This window comes from Salegentibacter mishustinae (assembly GCF_002900095.1).
Taxonomy (GTDB): Bacteria; Bacteroidota; Bacteroidia; order Flavobacteriales; family Flavobacteriaceae; genus Salegentibacter; species Salegentibacter mishustinae.
Window position 1 is genome coordinate 499,566 of record NZ_LLKN01000001.1, and the last position, 13,316, is coordinate 512,881.

At 38.5% G+C, this 13,316-nt stretch carries 14 protein-coding genes; 5 read left to right on the forward strand and 9 right to left on the reverse strand.

Annotation, left to right across the window (positions count from 1 at the left end):
• Positions 1–46: 46 nt before the first annotated feature.
• The 8 genes from APB85_RS02275 to APB85_RS17565 form a co-directional block, all read right to left on the reverse strand.
• A complete protein-coding gene (locus APB85_RS02275; protein ID WP_057480529.1) occupies positions 47–676 on the reverse strand; it encodes a phosphoadenosine phosphosulfate reductase domain-containing protein in 630 nt (209 codons plus the stop codon).
• 67 nt (positions 677–743) lie between these two features.
• Complete coding sequence (locus tag APB85_RS02280) at positions 744–995, reverse strand: DUF2061 domain-containing protein (protein ID WP_057480530.1); 252 nt, start codon at positions 993–995, stop codon at positions 744–746.
• 128 nt (positions 996–1,123) lie between these two features.
• Complete coding sequence (locus tag APB85_RS02285) at positions 1,124–1,540, reverse strand: RrF2 family transcriptional regulator (protein ID WP_057480660.1); 417 nt, start codon at positions 1,538–1,540, stop codon at positions 1,124–1,126.
• Positions 1,541–1,635: 95 nt separating this feature from the next.
• Positions 1,636–2,799 carry a trans-sulfuration enzyme family protein gene (locus APB85_RS02290; RefSeq protein WP_057480531.1) on the reverse strand — a complete coding sequence of 388 codons (1,164 nt, stop codon included), beginning with the start codon at positions 2,797–2,799 and terminating at the stop codon, positions 1,636–1,638.
• A gap of 19 nt (positions 2,800–2,818) precedes the next feature.
• A complete protein-coding gene (locus APB85_RS02295; protein ID WP_057480532.1) occupies positions 2,819–3,892 on the reverse strand; it encodes a homoserine dehydrogenase family protein in 1,074 nt (357 codons plus the stop codon).
• An 11-nt stretch (positions 3,893–3,903) separates the two neighbouring features.
• Positions 3,904–4,968 (reverse strand): alpha/beta fold hydrolase, encoded by a 1,065-nt coding sequence (locus APB85_RS02300; RefSeq protein WP_057480533.1) that lies wholly within the window; start codon positions 4,966–4,968, stop codon positions 3,904–3,906.
• Positions 4,969–5,052: 84 nt separating this feature from the next.
• The gene (locus APB85_RS02305; protein ID WP_057480534.1) at positions 5,053–6,345 is read right to left on the reverse strand and encodes an O-acetylhomoserine aminocarboxypropyltransferase/cysteine synthase family protein; all 1,293 of its coding nucleotides are present in this window, start codon (positions 6,343–6,345) and stop codon (positions 5,053–5,055) included.
• A gap of 438 nt (positions 6,346–6,783) precedes the next feature.
• On the reverse strand, positions 6,784–6,906 hold the full coding sequence (locus APB85_RS17565) for a hypothetical protein (protein WP_262506224.1): 123 nt from the start codon (positions 6,904–6,906) through the stop codon (positions 6,784–6,786).
• 393 nt (positions 6,907–7,299) lie between these two features.
• On the opposite strand from APB85_RS17565, the gene metK reads away from it, so the two are divergent.
• From metK to APB85_RS02335, 5 genes are all read left to right on the forward strand, one after another.
• Complete coding sequence (gene metK / locus APB85_RS02315; RefSeq protein WP_057480536.1) at positions 7,300–8,556, forward strand: methionine adenosyltransferase; 1,257 nt, start codon at positions 7,300–7,302, stop codon at positions 8,554–8,556.
• 133 nt (positions 8,557–8,689) lie between these two features.
• Positions 8,690–10,054: an acyl-CoA dehydrogenase family protein gene (locus tag APB85_RS02320; protein ID WP_057480537.1), complete on the forward strand. Its 1,365-nt coding sequence runs from the start codon at positions 8,690–8,692 to the stop codon at positions 10,052–10,054.
• Between the two features lie 28 nt (positions 10,055–10,082).
• Entirely contained in the window at positions 10,083–11,012 is a 930-nt protein-coding gene (locus APB85_RS02325) for a 2-hydroxyacid dehydrogenase (protein WP_057480538.1), read from the forward strand.
• A 16-nt stretch (positions 11,013–11,028) separates the two neighbouring features.
• Positions 11,029–11,481, forward strand: coding sequence for a universal stress protein (locus APB85_RS02330; RefSeq protein ID WP_057480539.1), 453 nt, complete (start codon positions 11,029–11,031; stop codon positions 11,479–11,481).
• Between the two features lie 161 nt (positions 11,482–11,642).
• The gene (locus APB85_RS02335) at positions 11,643–12,581 is read left to right on the forward strand and encodes a pyridoxal-phosphate dependent enzyme (RefSeq protein WP_057480540.1); all 939 of its coding nucleotides are present in this window, start codon (positions 11,643–11,645) and stop codon (positions 12,579–12,581) included.
• Here the strand turns inward: APB85_RS02335 and APB85_RS02340 are convergent.
• Positions 12,578–13,096, reverse strand: coding sequence for a DinB family protein (locus APB85_RS02340; protein ID WP_057480541.1), 519 nt, complete (start codon positions 13,094–13,096; stop codon positions 12,578–12,580). The two genes, APB85_RS02335 and APB85_RS02340, sit on opposite strands and share 4 nt — an antisense overlap.
• Positions 13,097–13,316: the final 220 nt, after the last annotated feature.

Genomic DNA, 13,316 nt, shown 5'->3' on the forward strand with positions numbered 1-13,316 from the left:
ACGGCACATCATAATATTTAAATTTTGCTTCTTCATTTCTTCAAAACTAAGCGTGGAGGCCACATTCGCGGTTTTCCAAAACCTTGGTAGGATCAAAATATTTAAACTCATTTGGCAGGGCATTTTCTTCTAAATAAGCATCCAGTTTTTCATCACTCCAATGGTAAAACGGACTCACTTTTAATATTCCGTCTTTACTATAGCTTAAAATATCTATGCTATTTCTAAAACTGGTTTGGCCCTTTCTAAGATTTGTAAACCAAACATCAGGGTTTTGCTGCTCCATGGCTCGTAGGAAAGGTTCCAGTTTTACCTGCCGGGTAAACTCTTCGTGCTGCGGATTATTGATATCGGGAATGCCTCCAAAAAGCGCATCACGATAAGCCGCCGTTTCCTTTGGCGTGTATAGCTTTACATTCAGTTTTAATTGATCAATTACCTGCTTTGCGTGCCTGTAAGTTTGAGGTGTATTATAACCGGTATCACACCAAATTACTTTCATTACCGGGTCTATATCTGAAACTGCGTGCAGAATTGCAGCCTCATAAGGTCTAAAATTGGTAGTAACCACCGGTCTTGCCGCATTAGAGACTACCCATTGCACGATCTCAGCCGGGGTTATTCCCTTAAACTGCTGGTTGAGAATCTTTAATTCTTTTTCGCTGTACCGTTTCATTTTTCACAAATTTTCTGGCTCTTCCCGAGCCTAACTATACTCTATATACTTTTCTAAAAAAATATTCTTATTCTTTTCCGAAACTGATCATATTCCATAGTCGCTCGTGCCCAAAGTAAAGGATCATTTTAGTCACTAATTCTACAGATCCAATGGCAAGTGCAGTTTCAATCTCTCCTGTAAGCAACCAGGAAATCGCAATGGTATCTACAGTTCCCACAATTCTCCAGCTTACCGTTTTCAATATACTTCGTAAAGGTTTCTCTGAAGTAGTGTCCTTTTTATAAGTGCTTTTAGATTTTACCTGATCCAGTATCATACTGCTTTTTCATTTATTTCTATTAACCTATCGGATTACTAGGTTATAAAACAAAAATAACTTTGTTTTTTTACCAGACCAATTAATAGTGGCCTAATTTCCGGTTTTTAACATTTAAAATTTGATCTTTATTTCTTAGCAGAAATATCGGCTAAGGTATTATCGCCCAGTACTTTTAAGGTGCTATCCCTAACCTGTATCATTAAACTATGAACCGAACAGGTTTCCTCGCTGGGACAATCATCACACTTTTCGTAATAATTAAGGCTAACGCAAGGCACCATAGCGATAGGACCTTCCAGTACCCGAATTACCGCCGTCATTTGAATTGCTTCGGGTTCTTTAATTAGATAATAACCACCGCCTTTTCCTTTTTTAGATCCTAAAAATCCCGATTTTCGTAATTCCAGAAGAATGCTTTCGAGGAATTTTTGCGAGATATTTTCACTTTTTGAGATCTCTGAAGTTTGCACGGGTTTTCTATCTTCCCTTTTTGCTATGAATGCGAGGGCTTTAATTCCGTATTTAGTCTTTTTTGAAAGCATATGGCGAATATACTTAAATATTGACTTTTTCGCATTTATTATTGATTTCTCTACGGAAAGATCAAAAAGTCCGATTCCTGCTGAAATTACCATAACTAAATTGAATTTAAAGCCTGTTTTAAATCATCTATTACATCATCTACATGCTCCAAACCTACTGAAACTCTTACCAAACCGGGTTTTATGCCAACTTCCAGCCTATCTTCCTCACTTAATTTACTGTGCGTAGTAGAAGCAGGATGGGTTACAATACTTCTAGTGTCTCCCAGGTTTGCCGATCTTGAACAAAGCTTAATCGCGTCTATAAATTTTCTTCCCGCTTCAACTCCTCCTTTAATCTCAAAGGCGACGATATTTCCGCCCTTTTTCATCTGCTTTTTCGCAATTTCGTATTGTGGATGCGATTTGAGAAAAGGGTATTTTACATTTTCAGCATTGGCTTCGGTCTCTAAAAATTCGGCTACTTTTTCGGCATTTTCGCAATGCTTGTCCAGCCTTACCGAAAGTGTTTCCAAGCTTTTAGAAAGCACCCAGGCATTAAACGGCGACAAAGCCGGTCCCGTATTCCTTGAGAACAGGTAGATTTCCCGAATTAAATCGGCATTCCCAACTGTCACACCGCCCAGAACACGGCCCTGCCCGTCTATTAATTTTGTAGCCGAATGTATTACCAAATGCGCGCCGAATTTTATAGGGTTTTGCAGCCAGGGCGTGGCAAAACAATTATCAATTATTAAAATAAGATTATGCTTTTTCGCAATTTCCCCCAGCAATTCTAAATCCAGAACATCTACACCGGGATTTGTAGGTGTTTCGGCAAAAATAATTTTTGTTTCAGGCTTTATTAAACTTTCAATTTTATCAACTTCATCCACATTAAAATAGGAATGAGAAATATTCCATTTGGGAAAAAACTTGGTAAACAAACTATGCGTAGAACCAAAAACCGACCTCGCCGAGATTATGTGATCTCCACTATTAAGCAACGCAGCAAGGCTTGAGAACACGGCACTCATTCCCGTTGCAAAAGAAAATCCGGCCTCTGCCCCTTCCATTTTTGCGATTTTCTCGGTAAATTCTGAAGTATTAGGATTAGTAAATCTGCTATAAATATTACGTTCTTTTTCTTCAGAAAAGGAAGCCCGCATATCTTCGGCATCATCAAAAACATAACTGGAGGTTAGGTACAGGGGCGTAGAATGCTCCTGGAATTGCGTGCGCTCGTTTTGCGTTCTTATGGCTTCGGTTTCGAAATGCATAATTGTTTAGTTTAATTTTTTAATTAAGTCTTTGTGATAATTTAAGCACGTCGCTTGCCACGCCTCGAGCAGTAACCGCTGCTCCTGCCCCAGCTCCCTGGATCACCAGCGGTTGGTCTCCGTAAGATTCGGTATAAATTTCAAAAATGTTATCGGCGCCTTTAATTTGGCCCAAAGCGGTATTTTTGGGTTCAGAAATAAGTTTGGCTTCCAGGGTGGCTTTTTCTACCTCAATTTCTCCAATATATCTTAATACGTGCCCCTGATCTTGCTGTTTTTTATGCTGATTAAAAATCTCATCCAGTTCACTAATTCTTTTCTGAAATTCTTCTGCGGAAGTCTCGCCGTTTAATTTCTCGAGAATTAAAGATTGAATTTTCACCTCCTGGAATTCTTTATCTAGCTGAAGCTCGCGTGCCAGGATCAATAATTTTCTACCCACATCGTTTCCGGAAAGGTCTTCCCGGGCATCGGGCTCGGTGTAACCCAGGTTTCCGGCTTTCTTCAAAACATCAGAAAACTTCTCTTTATTTTCAGAAAAAGTATTGAAAATAAAACTCAAAGAACCGGAGAATACCCCTCGAATTTTAGTGACTTTTTCTCCTGCCTGGTGCAAACCCCTTACCGTTTGTACAATTGGTAAACCTGCGCCTACATTTGTTTCATAGAAAAAATGCTTCCCGTGATATTCTAATTCCTTACGTATTTTCTTATAAAAATCTGCCGATAGAGTATTAGCCACTTTATTGGCCGCTACCAGGTTAAAGCCGTTTTGGATTAAGCGGATATAGATCTCTACAAATTCTTTACTCGCCGTCGCATCTATAGCAATAAGATGTTCAAGATCCTGCTCTTTAGTAAAATCGAGAATGTCTTCCAGTTTATATTCTTTAGCCGATTTTTTGAAATCTTTTTCCCAGTTTTCAGTAATTCCTTCAGCAATAAGTAGCGCTTTGGTGGAATTAGCGATTACCGGAACATTGACCGAAACTCCCGAATTCTCTTCCCACTGCTTTTTTGCAGTTAATAATTGCTCGATTAAAGTCTTGCCAACGTTTCCTATTCCAAATAAGATGATATTTACTTTTTTCATTTAAATATATTCTAGATCCCGACCCGGGAATTTGAAACAGCCCAATTTCCATTGGCCTGAGTATTAAAAATTTCAGTTTCCAGTTTCGCTCTGGTTTCAGCTTCTTTATTAATGCTACCGAATACTGGTTTTAAAAACCTGGCCAGTTGTGCAGCTTCAATTAAAAAAGCATCGTGCCCGTGAATTGATCGTATTTCGTGAATACTCACATTATTTTTTACCAGCGAAAGGTTTACATAAGTATCCCAATTTTCATCGGCCAGAAAAAACCAATCGGAATTCACCGTAACAATGTGGATGTTTCCCTCTATTTTTTTTGCCGTTTCCAGGTAGTTTTCGCTGCCTTTGCTAATATCTATAGTGGTTAGCAAATGATTCATCAACTTATAAGAAGCGAGCTGAAAACGCTCTTCCAGTTTATCTCCGTGATATTGCAACCAGCCTTCTACTTTATAACAAGGTTTTACTTCTTCTTTTGTACGATTAAATTTCTTACTTAAAGATTGTGGCGTGCGGTAGAAAGTCATCGCGTGCATTCTCGCATCTTTTACCGGCTCTTTGGAATTATTTAGAATTTGCTCCTGTACTTTACAATTTGCCAACACCCAATCGGTTGCTTTATAATCTGTTGCGATGGGCATAATATTTTCAGCTAAATCAGGTTTAAGAGCCGCGAGTTCCCAGGCTAAAGCTCCACCTATGGAACCTCCAATTATTGCAAAAAGCTTTTCAATTTTTAATTGCTGAAGTGCCAGTGCCTGAATTTTAGCTATATCTGCAAGCGTAAATTCTTTATAATTATCAATTAAATGTTCCTTTTTTCCGTTAAAACCATTCCCCGGAATATTAAAAGCCAGGATGCTGAATTTTTCGGTATCTATACATTTTCCGGGGCCAACAATATTAGTCCACCAACCTAATTTTCCTGTAATTTGGGAATTCCCGGTAAGCGCGTGATTTATTAAAACCACCGGTGCAGTATCCGGATTTTGCCCAAATTGCTGAAAGCTTAAATAGATATCCTGAACCGTTCCCGCAGAATTTTCAAAATCTTTTAAACAGAGTTCCTGTAGCATATTCTTCTTTTTTGATTTAGAAAGAGCAAAAGGAAAAAGACTTAACCTGGCTGCTTTTTCCTTTGTCTTTCCACCAACAATAAATTATACCAATGCTTTTTTATGAATTTTGGCAAAAGCCTCTTTTAGATCTGTTTTTAGATCTTCCACATCTTCAAGGCCTACCGAAAGGCGAATAAGATCTTGTGTAACTCCGGTAGTAGCTTGTTGCTTTTCGTCCAGCTGCTGATGCGTAGTGCTCGCAGGGTGAATAATCAGGGATTTCGTATCACCAATATTAGCAACGAGTGAGAAAAGTTTTGTTTCATCGGCTACAACTTTAGCCGATTCAAAGCCACCTTCAACTCCAAAAGTTACTACGCCACTTTGGCCTTTTGGGAGATATTCTTTGGCAAGTTTATTATACTTACTGCTTTCTAAACCGGGATAATTAACCCATTTTACTTCTTCCTGCTGTTCTAGCCATTTCGCAAGATTTAAGGCATTTTCGCTATGCTGCTTTATCCTGATGTCTAGAGTTTCTAAACCTTGTAAGATTTGAAATGCGTTATAAGGACTTAGAGCCGCACCGTGATCACGAAGCCCTTCAATTCTAACCTTGGCAATAAATGCTGCTTCTTTTAAAGCTTCGTGGTAAACAAGTCCGTGGTAGCCCGGTGAAGGTTCTGTGAATTCAGGGAACTTGCCATTCGCCCAGTTAAAATTCCCGGCATCTATGATGGCTCCACCAAGCGAAGTACCATTTCCGCTTATATATTTAGTAAGGGATTCAATAACAATATCGGCGCCGTGCTCTATAGGTTTTAGCAAAGAAGGTGTGGCAACGGTATTATCCACTATAAAAGGAACTTTAAGCGCATTTGCTTCGGCAGAAATTGCTTTTAGATCTAAGACGTCCAGCTTTGGATTTCCCAGCGATTCTACAAAAACTGCACGTGTATTTTCTTTTGCAGCCTTTTTAAAGTTTTCAGGATATTCGGGGTCTACAAAAGTAGTGGTGATTCCAAATCTAGGTAGCGTTACACTTAGCAAATTGTAAGTTCCACCGTATAAACTACTGGAAGCAACAATATGGTCTCCGGCTTTTAATAGCGTGAGAAGCGTAGTATTAATGGCCGCAGTTCCTGATGCGGTTACTACCGCAGCAATTCCACCTTCCAGTGAAGCAAGGCGTTGTTCCAAAATATCGTTAGTAGGATTATTCAAACGAGTGTAGATATAACCAGGTTCTGCAAGTGAGAAAAGATTGGCAGCGTGATCTGAATTATTAAAAACATAAGAAGTTGTTTGGTAAATAGGTACCGCTCTTGTTCCTCCGTTAGCTTTAGTATCGTGACCGGCGTGTAATGCGTTTGTTGAAAATTTTTGAGTACTCATAATTTCTAGTTTTTTAAAGTTGCTTCTAATTTTCGAAGCTTGATTTTTTGTATTTGGATTTCCGCCTTTGCGGAAATGACGATTTAATTAATAAAAAAGTCCCCTTAAGTAGCTATTACCAAGGGGACCTTTTAATTGAACTCTAAACAAACTAAGTTAAATCCGGTTTTGGCAATAGCGTTTCATGTGTCGCATAGACATACACATCATCATAGTGCGCATCATCATGTTATTTATTGCCTTAATATTTTTCATCTTTTCTTTTTTGTCATTCCCACAAACTCGGGAATCTAATTTTCTTTATTTCCGCCTTCGGAATTTAATTTTCTATTTCAATTATTTTTCTGGATTTCCGCCTTCCCGGAAATGAACAATTTATTGCATAAAAAAAGCCGCTGCGGTTGGCAGCGGCTTTTTGCAATTTATATCTTTTCAGAATTAAGCAATAGAGCGCGCTGCGGAAGTTCTCCACATCATCATACGCATCATATTGCAAATTACCTGGTACATTTCGTTGTTTTGTTGGTTACAAAGATAAGGGCAGAATTTTTTAATATCCAAACCAAAACTTCATTTTTACGAAAAATAAATTTTAAAGCTCGTAAAATGAATAATAAGGAATTGGATTACATTAAAAATGATTATTATTTAATTTTTAACCTATTAAACATTATAAAATGCTAAAAAACAATAGATTATAAATCATCCTGATTATAAACTTCTTCTCTATTCAATATAAAGCTTCTTCAACCTATTAAAAAAGAAAGTTAAAGCAAGTTTGAGTTCTGCATATTTTTATACATTTGTAACCGAATTATTTAAAGGGAAGGATTTGACTGATTGCAACCCTTTTATACTTTTAAAAAGTATAAGAAAAATGCTAAAGCAGTATCACTACTTCCTTAGCTCCCCGTCAAATTCAACCCGTATTTTTTAAAAAACTAATTTAAAAATATGGCTTATTTATTTACTTCAGAAAGTGTATCTGAAGGACACCCAGATAAAATCGCAGATCAGATTAGCGATACTTTACTAGATAATTTCCTTGCTTTTGATGAAAATTCTAAAGTTGCCTGTGAAACATTGGTTACTACAGGCCAGGTGGTTCTTGCCGGCGAAGTTAGAAGCGACACTTATATTGATGTACAAAATATTGCCCGCGAAGTAATAAACGAGATTGGTTATACCAAAGGAGCTTATAAGTTTAGTGGTGATTCTTGTGGCGTGATCTCTTTAATTCACGAACAATCCCAGGAAATTTACCAGGGTGTAGATCGGGAAAACAAAGAAGAACAGGGCGCCGGAGACCAGGGTATGATGTTTGGTTATGCCACCAACGAGACCGAAAATTATATGCCCCTGGCACTAGATATTTCTCACAAAATCCTTATTGAATTGGCAAAATTAAGGCGTGAAGGTAAGGATATCCCCTATTTACGTCCCGATTCTAAAAGCCAGGTGACCATAGAATATAGTGACGATAATGTTCCGCAAAAAATTGTGGCCATTGTGGTTTCTACCCAGCATGATGAGTTTGATGAGAATGATGATGAAATGCTGAAAAAGATCAAGAAAGACATTCTTGAAATTCTTATTCCACGAGTAAAGGAACAGTTACCTGAATATGTTCAGAAACTATTTAACGATGATATTACGTATCATATAAACCCAACCGGAAAGTTTGTTATTGGTGGGCCTCACGGCGATGCCGGACTTACAGGAAGAAAAATTATCGTAGACACCTACGGTGGTAAAGGTGCTCACGGTGGTGGTGCATTCTCAGGAAAAGACCCCAGTAAAGTTGATAGATCTGCCGCTTACGCATCGCGGCACGTTGCCAAAAACCTTGTTGCAGCAGGCCTTGCAGATGAAGTTTTAGTGCAGGTTTCTTATGCGATTGGGGTGGTGGAACCTACTTCTATTTCAGTAGAAACTTATGGGACCGCAAAAGTAGATATGAAGGATGGGGAAATTGCTAAAAAAGTAGCCCAAATATTTGATATGCGCCCCTGGGCCATTGAAGACAGGTTGAAACTGAGAAATCCTATCTATCGGGAAACTGCAGCCTACGGCCATATGGGCAAAGAACCAAGAACGGTAACTAAAATCTTTAAAAGTCCTTATTCCGGAGAGGTAAAAAAAGAAGTGGAATTGTTTACCTGGGAAAAACTGGATTATGTAGATAAAGTGAAGGAAGCTTTTAAGCTTTAAACTGAAAACCCTATAATTATTTAAAATACCGCTGAAATCAGCGGTATTTTTTTTTGACGTTTTCTTCGGAAACCTTTAACAACGCGACGCAGTTTTAATTCCTAATTTTAGAATTCCACCAATCAAACACCTTATGTCTGTTTTTAAAAAAGTAAGAAACACTATCAACCTATTGAAGTCGGTTGATATGGATCAATTAGCGAAAATAAATCAGCAAATAGATCTTTCGGAAGCGATGAAAAGTTTGGGCCAGCTCGATGAGCGACAACTTAAGGGTTTGATGAAAATGTTAAAAACCAAACGTAAAAAAGGTCAAAGTGACCTTCCTCCAATAGACGGAGATTTTTACAATTTGGATCTTAAATTAACCGAGGAGCAACGAAAGTTGCAGATGGATGTGCGAAATTTTATGGAAGATGAAGTAAGACCTTTAGTAAATGACCATTGGAATCGCGCTAAATTTCCGCACGAGATCATAGAGAAATTCAAGAAATTAAATATTACCGGCGTGCCTTACGAAGGTTACGGTTGCCCTAATCTTCCGTTTCTAATGGAAGGTATTATCGCACAGGAAATTGCCCGTGTAGATGTTTCCATTTCAACCTTTTTCGGAGTGCATAGTGGCCTGGCCATGGGATCTATTTATTTATGCGGAAGTGAAGAGCAAAAGCAAGAATGGCTTCCGAAGATGCAAAAATTAGATGCTATTGGCGCCTTTGGACTTACAGAACCAAATGTAGGTTCTGGAGTTGCCGGCGGTCTTGAAACCACCTGTAAGTTTGATGGTGAAAACTGGATATTAAACGGACAGAAAAAATGGATAGGGAACGCAACCTTTGCCGATGTGATTATTATTTGGGCACGCGACGAAAATAGCAACCAGGTAAAAGGTTTTCTTGTTAGAAAAGGAAATCCGGGTTTTAAAGCCGAAAAAATGGAAGACAAAATGGCGCTTAGAATTGTTCAAAACGCCCTTATCACCCTAACCGATTGTAAAGTGCCCGAAAGTGATAGACTGCAGAAAGCAGATTCATTTAAAGATACCGCAAAAGTGCTTCGGATGACGAGAGCTGGTGTGGCCTGGCAGGCTGTTGGTTGTGCTCGTGGAGCTTATGAGAGTGCTTTAAAATATACGAGAAAAAGAGAACAATTTGGGAGGCCAATTGCTTCTTATCAATTAATTCAAAATCATTTAGTAGAAATGGTTTCTAATCTTACCGCGATGCAAACCCTGGTTTTTAGACTCTCTGAAATGCAAGATGCCGATTTACTTACAGATGAACACGCTTCTCTGGCCAAGGTATTTTGTAGTATGCGAACCAGAGATGTGGTAAGCCGGGCCCGTGAGGTTCTTGGCGGTAACGGTATTTTATTAGAACACGATGTAGCGCGGTTTGTTGCAGATGCAGAAGCCATTTATAGTTACGAAGGAACAAAAGAAATAAATTCACTGATTGTAGGCCGTGCAATTACCGGTTACAGTGCATTTGTGAGTTAATATTAACCATACAAAAAATAGAAAAAGAATGTCATTATTAGTAGTTAGTCCGGGGAAAGACCCGAAAGCCTGGGTTGAAGCCTTAAAAGAACAACATCCAGGTTTAAATATCTATGTTTACCCAGAAGACCACGACAAAGAAGAAGTAGAATTCGCCTTAACGTGGAATCACCCCCGCGGGATTTTTCAAAATTATCCAAACCTAAAAGTTATTGCTTCTATGGGCGCTGGTGTAGACCATATTACCAGTGACGAAGAACTTCCGGAAAATGTAAAAATAACCAAAGTAGTAGATGAGCGTTTAGAAGAAGATATGGGAACGTTTGTGTTAAGCCTTGTTTTAGCGCATCAGAGAAACCTATTACACTACCGCGAAAGTCAAATAAACGAAAAGTGGGATCCTGTTTCCTATACTCGCAATAACGATGTTAAAGTTGGGATCTTGGGAATAGGTAATCTTGGACAAAGTGTAGCCAATAGCCTACTAAAAAACGGCTTCCAGGTTATAGGGTTTTCAAAGCATAAAAAAGAATTTGAAAATGTAGAAAGCTTTGCTGGAGAAGATGAATTAGATGATTTTCTTGGGCAGTCAGATATTTTGGTAAATATGCTACCCCTAACTCCGGATACCGAAAAAATTCTCAACAAAGAATTATTCGAAAAACTACCTGAAGGAGCTTATGTAATAAATGTTGCCCGAGGTGAACATTTAGTGGAACAGGATCTATTGGCTAAAGTAGACGACGGCCATCTTTCTGGTGCGGCGTTAGATGTATTTTGGGAAGAACCTATTAGAGATGAACACCCATTTTGGAAACATCCAAAAATTAGAGTAACCCCACATATTGCAAGTGTTACCCATCCAAACTCTGTGGTACCTCAAATTATTGAGAACTACGAAAGATTACAGGAAAATGAAGAGCTTAAAAATGTAGTTGAAAGAGATAAAGGATATTAAATAAAAAATTCAGCGTATGAAAATCTTCAAAAATATTCTTGTAGCAGTAGATTTTAACGATGCTGTGGGGGAACTGATGGCTTATGCTGAAAGTATTGCTGAAAAATTCGGAGCAAAGGTCTGGGTGGTCCACGTGGCTGCCCCAGATCCCGATTTTGTAGGCTATGATACCGGCCCGCAGTATATTAGGGATATGCGCGCCGATGAACTTAAGACTGAACATAAAGAATTACAGCAAATTTGCGAAATGTTCCTGAGCAACAAAATAGAATCTGATGCACTATTAATCCAGGGATCTACAGTGGAAACAGTGCTTGAAGAAGCCAAAAAATTAAAAGCAGATATGCTAATTGTTGGCACTCACAAACACAGCTTTTTCTATAATCTTTTTGCAGAAAGCGTAGCGGTAGAACTATTTAAAAATGCTGAAATCCCGGTACTTTCCGTTCCTATTGAAAAAGAAAAATAAGAAATTACCCAAGCTTACATTTTAATTTTACACGATAATCGAGATTAAATATTCTCGGGCTTGTCTCGAAATTATATTTTTCAATAATAATGCTAGTAAGCTTGTCCCAAAGTTATTTACTGAATAATTTGCACTAATTTTATTAGCAGAAACCGGTTATAATGATAAGTAAAGAGGAATTCACAACACTACACTCAGAAATTGCAACCTATATTAAGCGTACGCCTATAATGCGGTCACGTTTGTTAAATGGTCTTGCCGAAACCGAAGTGTATTTTAAGTGTGAAAATTTTCAAAGAATGGGCGCATTTAAAATGCGTGGTGCTACTGCCGCAATTTTAGCGCTAAGCGCAGAAGAGCGGGCAAAAGGCGTGGTTACGCATTCATCAGGCAACTTTGCGCAAGCGGTTTCCCTTTCCGCAAAAAGCCTTGGAATTCCGGCCTATATCGTGATGCCCTCCTCTGCCCCTCAAGTTAAAAAAGATGCTGTAAAAACTTATGGTGGCCAGATTACCGAATGTGAACCCACTATAAAAGCCCGGGAAGCGGCCGCGGCAAAAATAGAAGAAGAAACCGGTGCTACTTTTCTGCATCCTTCCAACGATCTTAATGTGATCTATGGACAGGGAACCGCGGCAAAAGAATTTCTCGAAGATTTCCCCGAACTTGATGTGATCATTACTCCTGTTGGCGGCGGCGGACTTTTAGCCGGAACCGCACTGGCAGTAGATTTTTATGCTGAAAAGTGTAAAACCATAGGCGCAGAACCTTTTGAAGTTGATGATGCTTATCGCTCCCTGGAAAGCGGAAAAATAGAGTTCAACAAAACTACCAATACTATCGCAGATGGGTTAAAGACAAATTTGGGCGACAAAAACTTTCCTATTATTAAAGATAAAGTTTCCGAAATTATCCGAGTAGAAGAAGAGGAAATCATTACGGCTATGAAACTCATTTGGGAACGAATGAAGATTGTAGTTGAACCCTCTGCGGCCGTAGCATTTGCCGCTGTTCTAAGGGAAAAAGAAAAATTTCACGGTAAAAGAGTGGGAATTATCATTTCTGGAGGTAATGTAGATCTAAGTAATTTACCCTTTTAAATTTCCCTGTTCTCCATTAAAAAACTCACCGTTACCAAAAGTTGCCCCACGTGCCGCTGACTATGTTCTGCTGCGTGAAAAAGCAAGCCGATTACAGTTGAAGGCAGTTCCTTTCTGCCTACCGGTCTATATTCGGTTAAAATTTTTTCAGGTGTATCTTTCAGAAAATCGATTGCTTCATTTACTTTTTCCTGGAAATTTTTCACGAGAAATGCAGGCGAAATTTCTTGATCAGGTTTTCCTTCATTTTTTAAATACTGAAACTGATTTTCCGATAATTTTTCGGCTTTGGCGTAAGTCAGCATTCTATCTATTACTCCGGTTAAATGTTGCAGATGAAATCCCACTGAAGCACGACCGGCAGGCTTTTCCCAAAGCAATTCTTCTGGAAAATCCTTCATATATTTTTCAACCTCTTCGCAAGATTGTAATAAAGCGTGAGCGGCGGGCTGCAACAAATTAGGAACACCTTCTACTTTTCCGCGCAACCAGACTTCGGGTTTATTAGTCTTCATTTTCAACAAATTTTATTCAGAAAAATATTCAAATCAAACTTAATAGAAAAGATAATTCTATGGGATAACATCGTCACAAAATCCTGCAAAAATTTAAATAGATAATCACTTTTCTACTTTTTAAGCATTTCATAGTATATTTAGCCTCGTTAATAAAGTTTCTGATTGAGCATTTTCACGGCTACGTCAGTTCGAGTAGGTTTTTTTAGCGATAGCATTA

Excerpts from the sequence above, each read along its gene's own strand:
- APB85_RS02275 (WP_057480529.1), bottom strand. The coding sequence starts at position 676 with ATGAAACGGTACAGCGAAAAAGAATTAAAGATTCTCAACCAGCAGTTT.
- APB85_RS02280 (WP_057480530.1), bottom strand. The coding sequence starts at position 995 with ATGATACTGGATCAGGTAAAATCTAAAAGCACTTATAAAAAGGACACT.
- APB85_RS02285 (WP_057480660.1), bottom strand. The coding sequence starts at position 1,540 with ATGCTTTCAAAAAAGACTAAATACGGAATTAAAGCCCTCGCATTCATA.
- APB85_RS02290 (WP_057480531.1), bottom strand. The coding sequence starts at position 2,799 with ATGCATTTCGAAACCGAAGCCATAAGAACGCAAAACGAGCGCACGCAA.
- APB85_RS02295 (WP_057480532.1), bottom strand. The coding sequence starts at position 3,892 with ATGAAAAAAGTAAATATCATCTTATTTGGAATAGGAAACGTTGGCAAG.
- APB85_RS02300 (WP_057480533.1), bottom strand. The coding sequence starts at position 4,968 with ATGCTACAGGAACTCTGTTTAAAAGATTTTGAAAATTCTGCGGGAACG.
- APB85_RS02305 (WP_057480534.1), bottom strand. The coding sequence starts at position 6,345 with ATGAGTACTCAAAAATTTTCAACAAACGCATTACACGCCGGTCACGAT.
- metK (WP_057480536.1), top strand. The coding sequence starts at position 7,300 with ATGGCTTATTTATTTACTTCAGAAAGTGTATCTGAAGGACACCCAGAT.
- APB85_RS02320 (WP_057480537.1), top strand. The coding sequence starts at position 8,690 with ATGTCTGTTTTTAAAAAAGTAAGAAACACTATCAACCTATTGAAGTCG.
- APB85_RS02325 (WP_057480538.1), top strand. The coding sequence starts at position 10,083 with ATGTCATTATTAGTAGTTAGTCCGGGGAAAGACCCGAAAGCCTGGGTT.
- APB85_RS02330 (WP_057480539.1), top strand. The coding sequence starts at position 11,029 with ATGAAAATCTTCAAAAATATTCTTGTAGCAGTAGATTTTAACGATGCT.
- APB85_RS02335 (WP_057480540.1), top strand. The coding sequence starts at position 11,643 with ATGATAAGTAAAGAGGAATTCACAACACTACACTCAGAAATTGCAACC.
- APB85_RS02340 (WP_057480541.1), bottom strand. The coding sequence starts at position 13,096 with ATGAAGACTAATAAACCCGAAGTCTGGTTGCGCGGAAAAGTAGAAGGT.